Genomic DNA, 20,704 nt, shown 5'->3' on the forward strand with positions numbered 1-20,704 from the left:
AACATGATAAAACGCATTCTTCTGGCGGCACTTTTCAACCTTGTATGTTATTCGGGTTTTGGACAGGATACTACGGTGGTCTTGTCAAAAAAAATGTTTTCCCCCGATGAACGACTTGTGATTTCGTCCATAAACGGCTGGGTATTTAAGCCAGGAAATAATGTCGATTGGTCAAAAAAGAGCTTTAATACTTCCGATTGGCAACATTTACGTCCCGCAGATATAACCGCCCGCTACGCCGATTCATCAGGGTTGGTGGAAGGTTGGTTTCGGCTCAGAGTGAAGTTGGATTCAACTTTCTTTCATTTTCCCTTAAGCTTGTCCAAAGAAACATGGGCGGCAATGAACGTGTATTTGGATGGGAAATTGATTCATTCGTACGGTAATACAGGGGGCATTGGGAAACCGTTTGAAGAACATAATCCCTATTATGTACTGCCAGTGCCTGTACAATTACAACCTCAGGAAGAGCATTTGATTGCTATTCATATCGTAGACGAAACCTCGCAATTACAGCCCCTGATGTTGCCCTCATTGCCTCGTTCGGGGCAGATGCTCTCGCTGACTGGTGCCCAATACACGACCTTCATGCACCAACGTGCCGAGAATAACGCCGTTTACACCGCCACTTGGTTGTTTGTCTCTTTATTGATTGCATTGCTGCTTTGGCTGTTGTCTTTTCTCAATCTGTACGAGAAGAAAATTGTTCACTTGATTGCCATTGTTCAATCACTGATTTCTGTTGAAATGCTGGCACGTTTTTTACTTAATTTCAGCCTTTCTCACCAAGAACTATTGATTAATGTGCTGGTATTGAGCCTGACCGCGTGGACAAGCAATGGTTTTGCGATTATCGCTCTGGCGACGGTTTTACGCATTAAAATCTCCCGAGGATGGACTTTTGTCATCATTGGAGCACATACCCTAGGGGGGGTGCTAAATGTATATGTTTTTGATGGAGCGTTGATTGATTATTATTTGCCAATACAGTTTTGTATCTTCATAGCGCTCATTTTACTGGGGCGAGACCACATCAAAGGCGCTTCTCAAGCCCTTATTGTCGGGGTGATAGTGGCAAGTTGTTTTGCGATATTAATGGCTTTTTTTGATTACAACGATACCCCATACAACTATAATCTGTTGTTGACGGGGGTTCGCATTTCTTTCCCGATTTCATTGGTGGTGTATGTGTCGCTGCTGATGAAGGAATTGTTGATTGATATCCAAGAGCAAGCCAATAAACTCGTCAAAGTAAGTGAAGAGAAGAAACAACTGCTCGCCAACCAAAATATACTGCTCGAACAACAGGTACAACAACGCACGGCCGAGCTGAGGGTATCGCAGGAAGACCTCGAAAAAACCCTAAATCACCTTAAAAACGCCCAAGAAGAACTTATCAGGCAGGAAAAATTGGCTTCGGTTGGGCAACTCACCAAGGGTATCGTCGACCGCATTCTGAATCCACTCAACTACATCAACAATTTCTCAGAATCGTCAAGCCTTTTGGCGGATGAACTCAACGAAATGCTTGAAAAGCATCAGGATACTGTGCCAGAAAGTATAAAAGAAGAGTTTTTGAGCGTAGTGGACCTGATAAAAAGCAGTGTTACTAAAATTTACGAGCATGGTGCTACTACTACGAGAATTGTAAAAGACATGCAAAAGCTCTTGAAAGAAAAATCAAAAGACTTTTTGCAAACCGACCTCAATGTGTTTGTCGAAAATGAAGCCAAATCCGTTTACGATGAAATAAAAGTAAACTACCCCGATTTTACGGTGGAACTCATCCTAGACTTGGCAAAACAACCCCTCGAAACCAAGATTTTACCACCCGAGTTTGGGGAAGTGATTGTGGCCCTGATCGATAATGCATTTTATGCCCTTGCCGACAGAAGAGCGACGGATAAAGTGTTTAGTCCCCAAATAAAAATATCAACAGAATTGGTGAATGATGAAATTATTTTAAAAGTAAAAGACAACGGAACTGGCGTTTCTCCCCGTGATTTGGAACGACTTTGCAACCCGTTTTTTACCACCAAACCCACTTCAAAAGGCACGGGTTTAGGGTTGTTTATGAGTAAAGACATCATCGAAATCCACAAGGGAGAAATTAAAATTGATTCAGAAGAGGGGGAATTCACCGAAGTAACAATGGTCTTGCCAACGCTGAATAAGCTCTTATCAGAAGTATAAAATGCCTCGCAAGAAATTAAAACGGTATCAAGTTTGCCAGAGAAGACAGCAAAATGATGCCAATGATTAGGTAGCCAGCCTACTCTTAAACCCTAAATAAACCTCAAAATGAACCGAATTTTTCCTCTTCTCTTTTTGGCTTTTCTACTTTTGAATTGCCTGATTATCAATGCGCAAGATGCACGAAGTAAACTAATTGCGCGGGGCGCTCAACTCGAATTGAAGACCGCCCCTTACAAAGCTCCTCCTGGGGATGCGCTTTCACACCATACCTCTGGCTACGCCAAAATCATGTGCTCGGCGGTGTTTATTACGGGCCTCAAACCCGACTTTGCCGCCGAAAATGTGGGGTATTTTACAAGCCCTTATGCAGAACGGGCCAAAGTAGGCAAACCCGTAGTTGATTATGAAAAGAAATCGGTATCGATTACTTTGCCCAATGGCGTTACCCGAACCGCCATTTATACGAGCGACCAAGGTTGTATCACCTTGCCAGAAGGGAGTAATTCGCTGAATTTTAAGCCCGTAAAAGTGGTTCGTAATCTACCCGATGCCGCCACGACTCCGTGGCCCATGGGTGATGTGTTACCCACTGACCCAATGCCTTCCGAAATTGATAGAGCCAAAGTAGAACAGGCCCTCAATGCCGCTTTCGAGTCTGCCGAAGCCCAAACGGCCGCTTTCGTGGTCACGTACAAAGGCCGTATCATTGCAGAACGCTACGGAGAGGGTATTACAAAAGATACACCGTTGGAAAGCTGGTCGATGGGCAAAAGCCTGTCGGCCACCATTATGGGTATTTTGATTGGGAAAGGTGTTTATAAATTAGACCAACCCGCGCCCATTCCGCAATGGCAAGGGAAAGGCGACGAAAGAGCCAAAATCCGAATCATGGACATCATGCACATGTCGAGTGGATTGTACTGCCGTGCGCCACAAGACCCTGACTACAATCCAGCGTTGGGTTATCCCGACCATTTATACTTGTACACAGGAGCCGTCAATTCGTTTGAGTATGCGGCCAATCTGCCTCAACAATGGCTACCAAACACCGTGGGCCGCTACCGAAACTCTGATCCTGTCCTGACCAATTACCTGAATCGGTTGGGGATAGAAAAACTGGGCGAAGTCTATCATACCTTTCCGCAACGGGCTTTGTTTGATAAAATTGGCGTTCGGACAATGGTCATGGAAACTGACCCGTACGGGAATTTTTTGACTCAAGGCTATGAATTTGCTTCAGGACGAGATTGGGCGAGGCTAGGAAATCTATATTTGCAGGACGGTATCTGGAACGGGGAACGCATTTTGCCTGAGGGTTTTACAAAATTTGTGAGTACTCTCGCTGAACCTTGGGTAGCTGATGGACGACCTATTTATGGCGGCCTGTTTTGGATAAACGGTGATGGTGGTTTCCCGATCCCCAAAGATGCCTACATGATGTTGGGTGCAGGGGGACAGTCGGTTACGATTATTCCTTCGCACGATTTGGTGGTTGTTCGGCTCGGGCATTACAAAGGCTCGCAGCTAGGAGGCATAGCCTTGAACAAAGCCTATGCTTTACTGATGGAAGCCGTACCTGAGAAAAAGAAATGAACCAACAAAATCAACTGGCAATGGATAAAATTGATAGTTCACAAATCCTCAATCTGTTTGATTTTGAAAAGTTGGCGGTGGGTAAAATGACAACAATGGCTTACGAATATGTAGCAAGTGGCGCCGCTGACGAATTTACGGTTCGATGGAATCGACAGGCGTTGGATGCGATAAAGCTCAATCCAACGGTACTTACCGACGTCAGCCAAATTGATACCAGTACTTCTCTTTTGGGGCTGGATTTGCCTTACCCGATTCTCATTGCTCCGACGGCCTATCACAAAATCATGCACCCCGAAGGAGAGCATGCCACCGCCCGTGGTGCTGGTTCAGCAAAGGCTGTTTACGTAGTCAGTTCCTTTACCACAACTCCTTTGGAAGAAATCGCGAAAGTGGCTACCCAACCACTTTGGTTTCAGATTTACGTAAGAGACGACCGAGATTTTACCAAAGCATTGATTCAGCAGGCAGAAGCGTTGGGGTTTCGTGCGCTTTGCATTACGGTAGATACCCCCGTGGCAGGCGTTCGCAATCGGCAGGATAAAGCCCTTTTTGGTCTACCCGATGGGGTGAATACTCCCCACATGTATGGTGGACTGGCGGAGAAAAAGCCATTTACCTGGAAAGACATTGATTGGATAAAATCATTCACTAAAATGCCCGTTTTGCTCAAAGGAATTTTAAACTCGGACGATGCCGAAAAGGCCGTGGCGGCAGGTATGGACGGAATCATCGTTTCCAACCACGGTGGTCGAAATTTGGATACCGTACCCGCTACCATCGAAGCCCTTCCGCGTATTTCCGAAAAAGTAAACAAAAGAATCCCGATATTGATGGACGGCGGCATTAGACGGGGAACCGATGTACTGAAAGCCATTGCCTTGGGGGCCAATGCCGTATTGGTGGGCAAACCCATCTGTTTCGGGCTGGCCTGCGGCGGCGCCGAGGGAGTAACCAAGGTGCTGGAAATACTCAAAAATGAACTTGAATTGGCGATGGCACTCACGGGTAGGGCTACGATTGCCAGTATAGATCCGTCGGTGATATGGAAATAGCCAATGTATTAAATCTCTGCTTCTTGGCGATTTTGTCTGGACAGTTAAACCCATCTAATGTAAAATTGACAAAATAATAATCATCAAAAACAAACTATGAAAAATCGAAAACCCACCTTGAGCCTCCTTGGACTTTTTACCTGCTTCACCCTCATTTTTACTACTGTTTACGCCCAGGAAGATGATCCAGGGAAAAGCGGTAAAGTAGAGGCAGCTTATCTCAAAGAAACCGAGCAATTGGCCAAAAACAAGCAAATTCAAAAGGCTTTTCAATCCATATCTGCCCAAAAAAAACGAAATCGTGAAGAATTGATTATGCTGACGGAGATTCCAGCACCGCCGTTTATGGAAACCAAACGGGGTGAGCGTTTTGCATCCATGCTCAAAGAAGCAGGAATAGATTCTGTTTGGACCGACAAAGTTGGCAACGTGATTGGGTTACGAAAAGGAAAAAAGCGCAATCGTACCGTTGCTTTTGATGCTCACTTAGATACCGTATTTCCCCTCGAAACCGATGTTAAAGTTAAAGTAAAAGGCGATACGCTCTTTGCGCCAGGTATTGGCGACAACACGCAGGGAGTGGTCATGATAGTGTCGGTGTTAAGAGCCTTAGAAGAAGCCAAAATAGAAACCGATGCTGATGTTTTGTTCATCGGCTCAGTAGGCGAAGAAGGATTGGGTGACTTAAGAGGGGTAAAATACTTATTCACTGACCAAAGTCCACACATTGACTCTTGGATTGCCATTGATGGAGGAGGTATGGATTACTTACGGACAATGGGATTAGGCTCGTACCGCTACCGCGTAACCTTCAAAGGTCCTGGTGGACATTCATGGGGAGCATTTGGCTTGGCCAACCCTCAGCATGCCTTAGGCTCGGCTATTCATTATTTTTCAAAAGTGGCCGATAAGTTTACCCGAACGGGTGCCCGCACCAGCTACAACGTAGGCAGAATCGGTGGCGGCACATCGGTCAATTCCATTGCGTTTGAATCGTGGATGGAGATAGATATGCGCTCCGAAATCCCCGAAAACCTCAACTTAGTAGACTCGCTTTTAAAAGCATCGGTGCAGCAGGCCCTTCAGGAACATAATGCCATGAAACGCATGGGCCCTGCCTTGACGGTGGAAATCAAAAAAATCGGAGACCGTCCTTCGGGCGAGCTTCCTGAAAGCTTACCCCTCATTCAGCGTGCCATGGCTGCTGTCACTTTTTTGGGAGTTTCTCCCAAGGTAGGGCGGGGTTCGACCAATTCAAACACGCCCATTGCTAAAGGGATTCCTGCCGTAACCTTGGGGCGTGGAGGAAAAGGCGGAAATGCCCATGCGCTCAATGAATGGTGGTACGATGACGAAGGCTATAAAGCCATTCAAATAGCGTTGTTGACCTTGGTTTCTGAAGCAGGAATGGTTAATCCTTAATTGAAAACTGTATGAAAAATTACCTCCTTATCAGTTTCGTACTCTTTTTTAGTCAAGTCAATGCCCAGTTTTTCAGGAAAGACAATGGCTTGGCGCATACGTTTTCGATTGTGGCCCGCGACGAAAAAACGGGTGAAATCGCCGTCGGTGTTCAAAGCCATTGGTTCAGCGTGGGCACCTCGGTTTCGTGGGCCGAAGCGGGAGTTGGAGCCGTAGCGACCCAATCTTTTACCAACAAATCGTTTGGAATCAGAGGCTTGGCGTTGCTGAAAGAGGGAAAAACGGCCCAGCAGGCGCTGGATATTCTGCTGTCTGATGACCCAGGTAAAGAAGTACGGCAAGTCGGCATTGTGGATGCCAAAGGAAACGTTGCCAATTTTACGGGCAAAAATTGCGTCGATTTTGCGGGCGATTTAAAAGGAAAAAACTACGCCGTACAATCTAACATGATGCTGACCAATGAGGTGCCTGTGGCCATGGCAAAATCGTTTGAAGCCAATACCCGACTGCCTTTGGCTGAGCGGGTGTTGGAGGCCTTGAAGGCCGCCCAAAAGGTGGGCGGCGATATTCGGGGCAAGCAATCGGCCGCTATTTTGGTGGTGAAAGGCGAAGCAACGGGCAAACCTTGGGATGAAAACCATTTGGTGGATTTGCGAGTCGACGACCACGCTGATCCGTTGGTCGAAATGGAGCGACTATTAAAAACCCATCGCGCCTATGAGCACATGAACAACGGTGATTTGGCCATTGAAAACAACAACATGACCTTGGCTATGCAGGAATACGGTGCAGCCATGAAAATGTTCCCAAAAAATCTGGAGATGCAATACTGGACGGCCATCACGTTGGCCAACGGTGGCAACGTACAAAAAGCATCCGTTATGCTGCAAGCCATCTACGCCAAAGAACCTAATTGGCGAAAAATGACCAAAAGACTCCCCAAAGCAGGATTGCTGACCGTCAAAGAAAAAGAATTGAATCTGTTGCTGAAGAAATGACGGTGCCTTTCTTACCGAAATGCTGTCTGAGTTCGAAATATAAAATAAGAAGGATTTACACGCATCAACCTAAACTAAAATGACAAAAAGTTTATCCTTAATCATTGCCATCGTTCTGCTGTTGAACATCGTCGGTTTTCGGCCCAATTCCAATATGGCAGCGCCCATCAACGTGGAGGAATTGACCATCACACAAATTCACGCTGCTTACAAAAAAGGCACATTTACGAGCCAACAGTTGGTGGCGGCCTATTTGGAACGCATCAAGCAATTAAATTCCCAAATCAATGCCATCACTACCCTCAACCCGCAGGCCATAGCAATCGCCAAAGCGTTGGACGAAGAATACAAACGAACCAAAGTGCTGCGGCCATTACACGGGATTCCGATCATTGTCAAAGACAATATCAACACCAAAGGACTCGCCACCACAGCGGGAGCATTGGCTTTGAAAGATTTTGTGCCTGATGCTGATGCTTTTGTGATTGATAAATTGGTAAAAGGAGGTGCCATTATCATTGCTAAGTCTAACATGGCCGAATGGGCCTTCACACCTTGGCATTCGTTCAGTTCTACCCACGGAGCCACGCTCAATCCGTATAATCTGGAGCACGTTCCCGCTGGTTCGAGTGGTGGGACGGGGGCCTCCGTGGCGGCCAATTTCGCCACCATTGGCCTCGGCACCGATACGGGCAACTCTATTCGCGGCCCTGCTTCGCATTGTTCTCTGGTAGGTTTTCGAACGACGCTGGGATTGATAAGCCGTGCTGACATTGTGCCGCTCAATTTCAGAAATGATGTCGTGGGGCCCATGTGCCGAAGCGTCGAAGATGCGACTCGGGTGTTGGAAATTATGACGGGTTATGATCCTAATGACCCCATCACTAAGTATTCAGAAGGAAAGAGTCCGAAGAATTATAGGCAGTTTCTCCAAAAAAACGGGCTGAAAGGCGCACGAATAGGTATCATGCGGGAGTTGTGTGAAAATACTCCTACTGCCTCTGCTTTGTCCGGGAGTACTGGCATGGCCGATCCGGAGGTTAAAGCTTTATTTGAAAAAGCCATTTCGGATATGAAGGCCATGGGGGCTGTTATCATTGATCCCTTTACGGTATCTGATTTCTCAAACCTCCGAAAAGATGTGGTCTGTTTTGATTTCAGAGGTGATTTGGAGGCCTATCTTGCTAAATATGTCAAAAACGACACCATAAAAACACTGGAAGACATTGTCAGAATAGGAAGCAAATCCAAGTCGGCCGAAGCGCGGGTCAAGGCCAATCTTGTCGTCCAAAATCCCAACTGCCCAGATGTCTATACGTCTCCCCGACGGATTGCTTTTCGCAAGGCCATTGAAGACAAAATGGAGGAGTTGAAATTGGATGCCGTTATTTATCCGACTTGGAATAATAAACCCGCCAAAATCAATACTTATAATGAAGAATTGAAACGGGTAGAATATTACGGAGACAATAGCCAAATCATTGCCCCGCACACTGGCAAACCCGCCTTTACCATTCCGATGGGTTTTACGACGGGCAATTTACCCGCAGGAATTCAATTTCTGGGCCGAATGTATGCCGAGCCTACCTTAATCAAATTGGCTTTTGCCTACGAGCAGGGAACCAAACACCGGGTGCCGCCAACCCTCAAAAAGTAAATATACCCCAATATGAAAAAGAAACTGCTATTGACTATTACGGCCTTTAAAGACAAATCTCGCTACGTTTCGGAAGAAGATGCCACGACCCTCCTCAAAACGCAGACTTTCCCAGCGCAGATTCCAGCCAAAACAATAGAGAATCGAGCTATTTTGTATCAAAAATCTTCCAAGAATATCACGCTAGCGATTTTTGAAGGAAAGCATGAAGATGCGATTGATGCGCGATAACGTAAATAATTCATCTTTTGGTAGCGGGCTGAGTTTGTCATACATATAGTAGGCTAAATACCATATTGGAGTTTTCAGGAGAAAACATGTTGAAGGCAAAAAATAGGGCTTTTGCCATAATTTTGACTGAATCTTTAAAAATAGTATCGCTGAGATAATTTTGGTGAATTTTATTCGGATAAAACAATTGAATATACCACTAAATCTATGGCCTTTTTTTGCGGTTTTATCTAAGATTGTAAATGTTTGTTTTGGGCTATTAATTTCTTCTTAATCGTATATTGCTCTGGAATTAAATTGCCGCTTTTGGGGTATACAACGTAGTTTTAGAATGATATTGCTTTCAATTGGGCACTTATAAAGGGCTATTTTTAGGATTTATTGATCAGATTTCTACGAAAAATCTTAAAAATAGACAAATTGTCTGTATTGGATATTTATTTCGTTTTGACTTTCGGGTTTAATTGGGCGACATATAAATATGTTTCTTATCTGCTTGGGATATTCGTTTGAATCAGCAACATTATCTAGACTTGCAAGTAAAATCCACCTACCGTTGGATAAGTTTTTTTGTTTGTTTTCATTAAAATCCTCATTTTTAGGCTATCGGTTACCAATATGTATGTTTAACCAGCATGTTATTTTTACAGTTTTATCTGATTATTAGTAAATTACTTGATTGTTTCTGGGGAAAAATGAAGTAATTATAAGTACGATAAAATTGTTGTTTTGGTATACTAAATATCTCCGGCATAGCCGGTACCCTACTTAATGAAAAAAAATATACTTTTACCTTTTAGGTTAGTATTCGTTATGATTTCGGATATTTTAACCTTTCCTTTTAGAAAAAAAATAGGTTATCCCCTGCAGGGGAGTCCTTTTTCCGTGGCTTTCCAACCAGCCACTTCTCCATTTTATCCCGTAAGAATAATCATTTGTTCTGTTTTTTATAATCACTAACCAGCGTATACCTATGCCGTGGTTTGTACTTTATACTAAGTCAAGAAGTGAGAAATTGGTCGCCAATGCCCTGCAAAAAAAAGGGATTGACGTCTATTGCCCACTCATGAAGAGACAAAAACAATGGTCTGACCGGATAAAGATTGTAGAGGAGCCGCTGTTTAAATCCTACTGTTTTGTGAATTTGAGGGAAGAAGAGCGAAGCTTGGTTTTCGACGTTTCGGGGGTGGTCAGGTATTTGTTTTGGTTGAAAAAACCAGCCATTGTCAAACAAGCCGAGATTGATATAATTAAAGATATGCTCAATGATTTTGACCACGGAAGCATTGAGGTCGTGAGCCTTTCGGTGGCGGATAGAATCAGGATAGATTCTGGGGCGTTTATTGATCATGAAGCAGAGGTGGTTTCAACCCAAGGTCGAAACATCATTGCCAAAATAGACTCATTGGGTATCTGTATTGCCATCGATAAGAGTAAGAATAAAATCAAGAAAATTCAGGCAACTGCATAGCTGCATTTCCCATCACGAGGAAGTGATGTAATTGGTAGTTACATACATTATTGATACACGATTTTTATCCTTAACGGTGCGTGTATTACATTCTGTAAAACCTAGATCCTACAAGCAAAAATGGGATTGAAAGGGCGAAGCCGTAAAAAAATCTTTAATTTAAAATCAGTACTTTGTTTTTACTATATATTTGATAACCTTATTGGTATACAGTAAAACCATCCATAACAGTAAATTTATTATGAGTAATATTCAGACTAAACTTCTCCTTTTACTTTTAAGCATTGCTGCGATTTTTCAACTGTCATCCTGTACAACGGTTCAGAAAATTACGCCGCCCAGTTTGGAATATTTTCAGACCGAAAATGCCTCTTTCCCAGCTTATTTAGAGACGAACCTGCCGCAGGTTGCCAAAATTCAGAAGGATGATATTTTAGCCGTCATTGTCAGCAGTCTCAATAAAGAGTCGAATGAAATACTCAACTTTACCAATATCAATACTCTACCCGTATCGGTATTTTCAGGAAACGTGGGGGGAGGCTCCCAGCCCTTGGGCTATCCCGTAGATTCATCAGGGGCGGTAGTGATTCCTTTAATTGGGAAAATAATGCTCGGCGGTTTGACCCTGCAAAAAGCAGAAGATAAAATTCGGCAGGAACTAGAGAAAAGTATCAAAGATCCAGTGGTCAATGTGCGCTTTATGAACCATAAATTCTCCATTTTGGGTGAGGTAGGTGCCGTAGGTACGTACAATCTACTGGATGAACGAACAACTATTCTGGAAGCCATCGCTTTGGCGGGCGATTTGACCATGTTTGGTAAGCGCGACAGTGTGACGGTGATTCGGTACAAAGACGGGAAACGCGAAATCGGTAAAGTGAATCTTCGCAACCGAACGGTGTTTACGTCGCCCTATTTTTATGTCCAAAATGGTGATTTGATTTACGTTGAACCCACAAAAGATAAGTTTATTCCGTTGCCTCCGCAGCCGCAGGCGCCACCTCCAAGCTTGTTTCTTCAACGAGCGCCCATTTACCTAAGCTTGGTCTCAACGGTCGTTATTTTGTTCAGTCTTTTCACGCGTTGAGACAAAACCGATTTACTCTTTTTTTATAATAAAACCATCACATTTGATACGATTTTTCCTCTTTAAAGGCCGCTTACTATGAACAATGACAATACTTTTAACGAAGAGCAGGATGAAGACCTGGATATTCTTGGTGTCATATTCAAATACCTGCGTTATTGGTACTGGTTTGTACTGACCGTGGCTATAGGAATGGGTTGGGCTTACCAATACCTCCGAAAATTTACGCCAGTGTATGCAGTAAAAGCGTCATTGTTGATCAAAGATGATCGCTCAAAAGGCTTCGGTAAAGATATCAAAGACGATTTTTCGCTCAATGACCCCAAGGTAATTGATAACGAAATCGAAGTGCTAAAATCAAGACCTCTGATGGGCAAAGTAATTGATGCCCTCAACCTAACGGTTTCGTACTGGAAAGAAGGCTCGGCCCGTGATGAGGAGCTACATACCAAGAGCCCCATCAAAGTAAATACGAAGGATTTGACGGACTATGCCTACGGAAACCCGCTATACATTAAGCCGTTTGATGATAATAAGTATCAGATAGTAACCGCAGACCAAAATATTTTGGGAACGTTTGATTATAGCCAATTGGTTAAAACCCAGCACGGAACCTTCCGGGTATTTAAGCGAGATAGCGTGACAATCGTGGATAGTACGCCCATCAAAGTGCTTTTTCAATCCAGAGACGGTCTGATTGGCGGCTTGGCGGGAAGCCTTCAGATAGCGCCTCTCAAAGAATATTACTCAACAATTATTTCGATTGGATTGCAAACCACGGTACCTGACAAAGGAAAAGATATTCTTAACAAACTGTTGGAAGAATACGCTTTCGGGACCCTCGAAGACAAAAACCGGGAGGCAACCAATACGCTACGTTTCATTGAAGAGCGCCTCAAATTGGTAACCTCCGAACTCGGAGATGTGGAGCAAAATGTGGAACAGTATCGCCGTAGCCAAGGGATTACGGACCTAAGCTCAGAAGCGAGCCTCTTTTTGGGGAAAGTAGAGGAAAATGACGCCAAAATCAACGAATTGGATATTCGCGAGAATGTACTCAATGAGGTCGACCGGTACCTCAACAGCACGCAAGTAGGAAACATCGCCCCCGCCACCATGATGGTAAATGACCCCGTGCTGAATTCTTATATTGACCAATTTGTGCAGTTGGAAGCCGAGCGAAGCAAACTCGCCCAAACCGTTCAGCCTGGCAACCCTTATTTGGAGACGATAAACAACCAAATGAAAAATGTTAAACAGGCTATCCGTGAAAACCTAAACAACCAAAAGGCAAACATACAGGTAAGCCGGAGAAGTTTGGAGGCGCTCAATAGCCGTCTTTCGGGCTCCATTTCCACCATTCCACGCAAAGAAAGAGAATATGTGGGCATCAAAAGGCAGGCGGGAATAAAAGAGAATCTGTACTTATTGTTGTTACAAAAAAGAGAAGAAACGGCGTTGTCGTACGCGTCGACAGTCACGGATAGCAGGGTGATTGAAGCGCCCTTCCTCACGGGACAAGTCCAACCAAACAGTAAGAATATTTATATGATGGCTATCTTGCTGGCGTTGGTCATTCCCGCTACCATTATTGCCACTAAAGAATTATTGACGAATACGGTTCAGTCTAAGAAAGAAATAGAGCGAAAAACGGGTTTGAAAGTATTTGGCGAAATTGCCATCAAGCCCAAGGAAAATAAAGGTGAAATCATCGATACTGGTAGCCGTAGTTTTATCAGTGAACAGATTCGGATGATTCGTTCCAACATGAAATACATCCTCTCTAATGATGTACACGAGGGCATTGCCAACGTGATTCTTTTTACGTCGTCTACGGGTGGAGAGGGGAAAACTTTTGTGGCGACCAACATCGCGGCGTCGCTGGCGCTGCTTGATAAAAGAGTGGTTATTTTGGGGTTAGACCTGCGCAAACCCACTATCCACTCGTATTTAGGCGTTGCAAACAAAAAAGGGATTTCCAATTATTTGATTGGAAAAGCAAAAGCCGAGGACATCGTTGTAAGTACCTCCATCAACAATGTTTATTTGGCGCCGAGCGGCCCCATGCCTCCCAATCCTTCTGAGTTGATTGCCAACGGCCGTATCAAGGAGTTGATTGATGAACTTAAATACTCGTTTGATTATATTATCATGGATACTCCGCCCATCGGCTTGGTGACTGATGCTACCCTTTTGGCTCCTTATGCAGAAGCAACGTTTTACCTGATTCGGCACAATAAGACCCCCAAAATGTTTTTATCAACCATTAAGGAGTTGGACCGCAAGAAAACGTTCAAGTCATTTAACTTGATTTTTAACGCTGTCAACATCAAAAAGTCGGCAGATTATGGCTATGGCTACGGCTACGGTACCCAATATGGCGGCTATTACGGAGAGGATAAAAGCTCAAAAGGCTGGTTTGATAAATTATTGGCTAAAAGATAATATCCCCGTCATCCAATAGCTGTTTTTTGTTTTAGAGGAGAGAATAGCCTTCTGATTTCGTTGCTGAGTGCGCTTAATAAGTTTTAGTATACCAACACTTTACCCAATTTTAACACTTTACCTAACGCCGGTTTCAACCGCTCATACCGATGACTCATCGGCAACTTAACTTCATTGGAACAAATGTTCCAATCTCTGGAATATCAAAAGATATTTTGGAGATGCCCGTGCCAAGTTCAGCGTGTAAAGACGCTGTAAACCAGGCCATACCCGCTTATTTGCTGAATTTTGGCTCCTATAGTTCTTGGAGTCAAGTTGATGCAGACGTCGTTCTGATGCGTAATTTTTCGCTAAAGGGTCCAAACTTGTATTTGGATGAATTGATGCTCAAAAAGCATAATCCTAATGTTGTTTTAGAAAAAGTAAGAAGTTCGCTTGGCGCTAATGGGTATTTTGCCCTCAAAATTGTTACGGCTGAAAACATTAAATGTGAAATTCAGAAGGACATCTCCCCCTTCTTGATCCGCCTCTATTATCCAGTACATTTTTTGTTCAGAAGAGTTTTACCCAAACTGACTGGATTTCATACCCTTTACCGGAAGCTCCAAATCGCCGTTGATATGTCAAAGGCAGAAATAATGGGGCGATTAATCTATAATGGCTTTAAAATCGTAGATGTGGTAGATGATTGTAAGGAAACATTAATCATTGCTAAGGTTAATCGCCATGGTAATCCAAGTTTGACCAATCCAGCGGCGAGTGAAGGCGTTGTGTTCAGAATGAATAGAATAGGAAAAGGGGGTAAAAAAATGACCGTTTATAAATTTCGCTCCATGCACCCTTACGCTGAATACGTGCAGGAATACCTGCATAGTACGCAAGGATTGGATGCTGGTGGGAAGTTTAAAAATGATTTTCGGGTAAGTACGGGAGGACGTCTGATTCGGAAATACTGGATTGATGAACTGCCGATGTTGTATAACCTACTTCGGGGCGACATTAAATTGATTGGCGTCCGGCCCATCAGTGAGCATTATTTTGGCTTATATCCCGAGCAATTACAGGCCCTGCGCAAAAAACATACTCCAGGATTGCTGCCACCTTATTATGCAGATTTACCCGAAACATTTGAAGAAATTGTACAGTCAGAACTGACCTATTTGGAGGCCTACACAAAGGCCCCTTTTAAAACGGATGTAAACTATCTGTGGAAAATTTTGAAAAACATTGTGATTAACAAGGCCCGCAGTAAATAACGGACAGGAAGAAGATGACAGGGGTAGAAGCACCAAATAAGACGGCAACGGAGGTCATTCAGATGGTTGATTTGAAGGGGCAGTATGCAAAAATAAAGCCTTCTATTGATGCGGCCATTCAGAACTGCTTAGATAACGCCACGTTTATCAAAGGCCCGCAGGTCGCACATTTTGAGGCTCAATTGGCCGATTACCTTGGCGCTAATCATGTAGTTTCGTGTGGCAACGGTACAGATGCCTTGCAAATAGCGATGATGGCGCTCGAACTTAAACGAGGGGATGAAGTGATTGTGCCAGCGTTTACCTACGTTGCCACGGCCGAGGCCATCGGATTGCTTGGACTCACCCCCGTGATGGTGGACGTAGACCCGTTGACATTCAACCTCAATCGGCAGCTTGTAGAAGCCGCGATTACGCCCAAAACCAAGCTGGTGGTGCCGGTACATCTATTTGGCCAATGCGCTGATATGGAAGGAATACTGGAAGTATGTGAGGCGCATCAAATAGCAGTTGTTGAAGATGCGGCACAGGCCATCGGAGCCACGTATCGGTTTGCGGACGGCACCGAAAAGAAGGCAGGAACGCTCGGAGATATGGGTACAACCTCATTTTTTCCTTCCAAAAACCTTGGTTGCTACGGCGATGGCGGTGCTGTATATACGCAAAGTGCGGAGTTGGCACGCAAGGCAAAAATGATTGCTAATCATGGGCAAGAGAAAAAATACATCCATGAAATGATTGGCATCAATTCAAGGTTGGACTCTCTGCAAGCGGCTATTTTGATTGAAAAACTACCCTATTTGGATGAATATACCCACGCGCGCCAAAAAGCAGCCAATCTGTACGATGCTGCATTGGCGGAAGTAGCGGCGGTTGAAATCCCGTTTCGAGCCGATTTTTCGACTCACGTCTTTCATCAATATACCTTGAAAGTGCCCGCGCAACACCGGGAGGGGTTGCAGGAATACCTGCGACAAAGAAAAATTCCGAGCATGATTTATTACCCCGTGCCACTCAATCAACAGAAAGCATACCAACACTTAGGAAGAGTGGTGGGTGACTTGTCCGTAACACAGGAGTTGTGTAAACAGGTCATTTCTTTACCGATGCATACTGAAATGACCGAGGCGCAAACTGCTTATATTTCGGAAGCCATTACCACTTATTTTTCCTGAGATTTTAAGCATGGAACCCATTTTTATACACCCCACGGCCGTTGTTGACGAAGGTTGCGAAATAAGCGGAGGAACCAAAATATGGCATTTTTGTCACATTATGCCTGATTGTAAAATAGGACAAAACTGTAACATTGGTCAAAACGTGGTGATTTCGCCGGGGGTTATTTTGGGCAATAATGTGAAAGTTCAAAACAACGTCTCGATTTATACGGGTGTTACTTGCGCCGACGACGTTTTTTTGGGGCCTTCGATGGTATTTACCAACGTATCCAATCCCCGAAGCGCCATCAACCGCCGTGGGCAGTACGAAAAAACGCACGTAGGAAAAGGGGCCAGTATCGGTGCCAATGCCACGATTGTATGCGGCCACGACATCGGAGAATATGCATTTATCGGAGCTGGTGCCGTAGTGACCAAAAATATTCCGCCTTACGCGCTGGTGATCGGAAATCCCGCCCGTCAGGTAGGGTGGATAAGTGAATACGGTCATCGTTTGAATTTTGATAATCACGGCTTTGCAACGTGTCCTGAGAGCGGGACAGTGTACAGCCTTCAAGAAAATAGTGTATCCGCTATTCGTTAATTTCTATACCCTACTTCATGAAAACATTTGCAATTATCGGTGCGGCAGGCTTTATCGCTCCCCGCCACATGAAAGCCATCCGCGATACCGAAAATGTGCTACTGACGGCATTTGACAAGTCAGATTCGGTGGGCGTGATGGACAGTTACTTTCCAGAAGCTAATTTTTTTACTGAATTTGAGCGCTTTGACCGGCACGTCGATAAGCTACGTCGCGAGGGAAATCAGGTCGATTACGTGAGTATTTGTAGTCCCAATTACCTCCACGATGCGCACATCCGTTTCGGGTTGCGGAGCCATGCTCATGTAATTTGTGAAAAACCGCTCGTGCTCAATCCCTGGAACATTGATGCATTGAGCGAAATTGAGAGCGAAACGGGGAAAAGAGTTTATAACATCCTGCAACTCAGACTACACCCGAGTCTTGTTGCCCTTAAAAGAAAGATAGAAGAAGGGCCAGCGGATAAAATTTATGATGTTGACCTGTCTTACATTACCTCAAGAGGCAAGTGGTACAATATCAGTTGGAAGGGAGATGTGAGTAAATCAGGTGGTATTGCCACCAATATCGGCATTCATTTTTTTGATGCCCTGACGTGGATTTTTGGCCCTGTAAAGCGAAATATCGTGCATTTGCACGAAGCAAATTCGGCGGCGGGTTATTTAGACTTGAAGCGCGCGCGCGTACGCTGGTTTTTAAGTACCGACTTCAACACCTTGCCCGAAGAAGCAAAATTGCGCAACAAAAGAACCTACCGCTCCCTACAAATGGAAGGTGAAGAAATTGAATTCAGCGATGGTTTCACCGACCTGCATACGCAAAGCTACCAACATATTTTAGACGGAAACGGGTTTGGCTTGTCGGAAGCTTACCCATCTATTGAAATTGCGCATAATATCAGAACAGCCCCCATTGCTGGCTTAACGGGTGACTATCATCCATTTGCCAAAAGAACCTTAGAAAAAGTTTGATTGGGGGAGGAGTAGCAATGAACCAAGAAAAAATGCAAGTTGCCGATACAAAAAAATACGCCAGCGCGATCGTTCCGAAAGATGCTTTGTTTGACCTTCGTTTGAAGGAAATCTGGCGCTACCGTGATTTGTTGTTGCTGTTTGTAAAGCGAGATTTCGTGGCCAAATACAAACAGACCGTCTTAGGGCCCGTCTGGTTTTTTATTCAGCCCATATTTCAAACCGCCATTTTAGCCCTTGTTTTTGCTGGCATGGCCAGCCTCTCCACCGATGGTATTCCGCCTATTCTGTTTTATTTAGCGGGCATTACCTGCTGGAATTACTTTGCTAACTGCCTACGTACAACTTCCAACACCTTCACGGCCAATGCATCTCTGTTTGGCAAGGTGTATTTTCCTCGGGCGGTTACGCCTTTGTCCATTATCATTAGCAACCTGATTCAGTTTGGGATTGGACTGGTGTTGTTTTTATTGTTGTACCTTTATTTTGTAGTGACGGGAGCGGATTTGTTGCCTAATACATCTTTGCTGCTTTTGCCCGTGCTTATTGTATTGATGGGGCTGATGGGGCTTGGGTTGGGGATGCTGGTATCGGCTATGACTACCAAGTACCGGGATTTACAGTATTTAGTGGATTTTGGGGTGCAATTATTGATGTACGCTACCCCCGTGATATTGCCGCTTTCGGCCGTACCCGACAAGTACCGACCCCTGATGTTGGCCAATCCAATGACTGGCATCATTGAAACTTTCAAGTACGGTTTTTTTTCAACTGGAACTTTCTCTTGGGAGCTTTTGGGTTACTCTGCTGGATTCACGATTGTGGTATTTTTGTTGGGGCTGGTGGTATTTAATTATACCGAGAAAAATTTTATGGATACGGTTTAATTGCTAATGTTTTGGGGTACAGATAAATGATTGCTCAACTACTTTCTTTTGCTTTTATAACATTCAATTCTTTCGTTTGGGGAGCAATAATAAAAAGAATTACGAGCTGGACTACTTCATTTTACCTTGATTTTTTAGTCGGGTTTGCCGCTTGTAATGCTATTTTAACATTAGTGTCAATCTTTTACCCAATAAATGAACAAATATCTGTTCTACTCTTGGCTATATCAAGTGGTATTTTAGTGTTTAATTTAGGGTGGATGAGGCAGTATAGTAAATGTATATATACAACACTGATACTAATGATGAGACAGTATTATGTGTGGTTTTCTCTGGCGGTAATATTTGTTATTATTGTATTTTTTAAATCGCTGTATTCTCCATCTTTACATTATGATGCAGGCTTATATCATATTCAATCTATAAAATGGATATCCGAATATCCAACGGTGAAGGGATTAGGGAATCTTAATTATACTTTTGGTTATAACTTTAATATATTTACATGGTTTGCTGCATCGTCATTTCAGGGATTTTTTAAGCAACCCATTTATTCAGTCAATTTTACGCTTACATTCTTTTTTGCTTTTTTTATTTTTTGTCACTTAGCAATACAAGTGAAATTTAAAAGATACTTTTTGGCAGGAGCATTTCTTTTAATCCTATACAGTACTATATATCATTATTATCCCCATATTTCTACTACAACAAATAATATTGCTGTTTTCATTTTAATTACAACAATATTTATATCTTTAACAGAAGTTGATAAAAAAAATGACCTTATTTTTCCAATCATAATTTTATCGGTATATTCTGTCACAATAAAAATTTCAGCACTTCCCGTACTTTTGCTAGCGGCTTATTTGTCTCTTAATAAGTTAAACTTAAAGAATAGAAGGAAGTACATTGATTGTTTGGTTATTTGTTGCTTAATTTTGCTTCCTTGGCTTTATAAAAATGTCATACTAACGGGTTGGGTAATTTATCCAATTAATTATATAGATTTATTTTCTTTTGAATGGAAAATCCCCTACGAAAATGTTGTAGAGATTAAAAGAATGATAAAAATTTTTACTCAGGGTGGAGAGAGTAATTGGATTATACCTTGGGTCAAAAGCCAAAATATAGCTGATATACTAATATTGTCAGGAGCGTTGATATTATCAGGTATAGTTTTATTAAAGATATTGACCAAAAAAATATACAAATCTCAAACTCTACTAGTAGGTATAATAACATCGCTTTCAGGTGTATTATTTATGTTTTTTAATGCACCTAATCTTTGGTATGGCATGTCTTTTGTTTGTTGTACTATTTTGTTAGCAATGAATTTTATCAATATAGAGAGTAATATTTGTAAATATCTTTTTTACGGCGCTGGGATTCTGATATTTTCTACTTTTTTAAAAGATAACTGGTTTCACCCTTGGCATTTTACAAAACATCTTTCTGAAAGATATTTATTGCCTTATCCAATTGATAAACAACCAAACTCTAGTTTTTCTTACTTTTTAATTGATAAAAAAATAAAATGTTATTATCCCATTTTTTCTGATCAATGTTATGATTATAATTTACCTTGTACATATAAAGAAAACCAAGAATTGCATTTAATAGGAGGGACAATAAAAGAAGGATTTTATTATAAAAGCAAATGACTGTACTATTGAA

Annotated in this window: 16 protein-coding genes; all 16 read left to right on the forward strand. The window is 43.1% G+C overall.

Annotated features, from left to right (window positions below; genetic code table 11):
• Window positions 1-3: 3 nt before the first annotated feature.
• Window positions 4-2,193: a sensor histidine kinase gene (locus tag DR864_RS23480; RefSeq protein ID WP_114069249.1), complete on the forward strand. Its 2,190-nt coding sequence runs from the start codon at window positions 4-6 to the stop codon at window positions 2,191-2,193.
• A 108-nt stretch (window positions 2,194-2,301) separates the two neighbouring features.
• Entirely contained in the window at window positions 2,302-3,789 is a 1,488-nt protein-coding gene (locus DR864_RS23485) for a serine hydrolase domain-containing protein (RefSeq protein WP_114069250.1), read from the forward strand.
• The gene (locus DR864_RS23490; protein ID WP_114069251.1) at window positions 3,786-4,844 is read left to right on the forward strand and encodes an alpha-hydroxy acid oxidase; all 1,059 of its coding nucleotides are present in this window, start codon (window positions 3,786-3,788) and stop codon (window positions 4,842-4,844) included. Before DR864_RS23485 ends, DR864_RS23490 begins: the two co-directional genes overlap by 4 nt.
• A gap of 96 nt (window positions 4,845-4,940) precedes the next feature.
• Entirely contained in the window at window positions 4,941-6,266 is a 1,326-nt protein-coding gene (locus DR864_RS23495) for a M20/M25/M40 family metallo-hydrolase (RefSeq protein WP_114069252.1), read from the forward strand.
• Between the two features lie 11 nt (window positions 6,267-6,277).
• Window positions 6,278-7,264, forward strand: coding sequence for a DUF1028 domain-containing protein (locus DR864_RS23500; RefSeq protein ID WP_114069253.1), 987 nt, complete (start codon window positions 6,278-6,280; stop codon window positions 7,262-7,264).
• A 79-nt stretch (window positions 7,265-7,343) separates the two neighbouring features.
• Complete coding sequence (locus DR864_RS23505) at window positions 7,344-8,921, forward strand: amidase (RefSeq protein WP_229599459.1); 1,578 nt, start codon at window positions 7,344-7,346, stop codon at window positions 8,919-8,921.
• A 12-nt stretch (window positions 8,922-8,933) separates the two neighbouring features.
• Window positions 8,934-9,152, forward strand: a complete 219-nt coding sequence (locus DR864_RS23510) for a hypothetical protein (protein WP_205319156.1) — start codon at window positions 8,934-8,936, stop codon at window positions 9,150-9,152.
• A 973-nt stretch (window positions 9,153-10,125) separates the two neighbouring features.
• On the forward strand, window positions 10,126-10,623 hold the full coding sequence (locus tag DR864_RS23515) for a UpxY family transcription antiterminator (RefSeq protein ID WP_114069254.1): 498 nt from the start codon (window positions 10,126-10,128) through the stop codon (window positions 10,621-10,623).
• A gap of 241 nt (window positions 10,624-10,864) precedes the next feature.
• The gene (locus DR864_RS23520; RefSeq protein ID WP_114069255.1) at window positions 10,865-11,710 is read left to right on the forward strand and encodes a polysaccharide biosynthesis/export family protein; all 846 of its coding nucleotides are present in this window, start codon (window positions 10,865-10,867) and stop codon (window positions 11,708-11,710) included.
• A 78-nt stretch (window positions 11,711-11,788) separates the two neighbouring features.
• Window positions 11,789-14,155 carry a GumC family protein gene (locus tag DR864_RS23525; protein ID WP_114069256.1) on the forward strand — a complete coding sequence of 789 codons (2,367 nt, stop codon included), beginning with the start codon at window positions 11,789-11,791 and terminating at the stop codon, window positions 14,153-14,155.
• A 149-nt stretch (window positions 14,156-14,304) separates the two neighbouring features.
• Entirely contained in the window at window positions 14,305-15,411 is a 1,107-nt protein-coding gene (locus DR864_RS23530; RefSeq protein ID WP_114069257.1) for a sugar transferase, read from the forward strand.
• A 14-nt stretch (window positions 15,412-15,425) separates the two neighbouring features.
• Window positions 15,426-16,586, forward strand: a complete 1,161-nt coding sequence (locus DR864_RS23535) for a DegT/DnrJ/EryC1/StrS family aminotransferase (protein ID WP_229599460.1) — start codon at window positions 15,426-15,428, stop codon at window positions 16,584-16,586.
• A gap of 10 nt (window positions 16,587-16,596) precedes the next feature.
• Window positions 16,597-17,172, forward strand: coding sequence for an acyltransferase (locus DR864_RS23540; RefSeq protein ID WP_114069258.1), 576 nt, complete (start codon window positions 16,597-16,599; stop codon window positions 17,170-17,172).
• Between the two features lie 17 nt (window positions 17,173-17,189).
• Window positions 17,190-18,143, forward strand: coding sequence for a Gfo/Idh/MocA family oxidoreductase (locus DR864_RS23545; RefSeq protein ID WP_114069259.1), 954 nt, complete (start codon window positions 17,190-17,192; stop codon window positions 18,141-18,143).
• Window positions 18,144-18,175: 32 nt separating this feature from the next.
• Window positions 18,176-19,030: an ABC transporter permease gene (locus DR864_RS23550; protein WP_114070451.1), complete on the forward strand. Its 855-nt coding sequence runs from the start codon at window positions 18,176-18,178 to the stop codon at window positions 19,028-19,030.
• A gap of 26 nt (window positions 19,031-19,056) precedes the next feature.
• Entirely contained in the window at window positions 19,057-20,691 is a 1,635-nt protein-coding gene (locus DR864_RS23555; RefSeq protein ID WP_114069260.1) for an LIC_10190 family membrane protein, read from the forward strand.
• Window positions 20,692-20,704 lie beyond the last annotated feature (13 nt).

This window comes from Runella rosea, assembly GCF_003325355.1.
In the GTDB taxonomy this organism is placed as follows: domain Bacteria; phylum Bacteroidota; class Bacteroidia; order Cytophagales; family Spirosomataceae; genus Runella; species Runella rosea.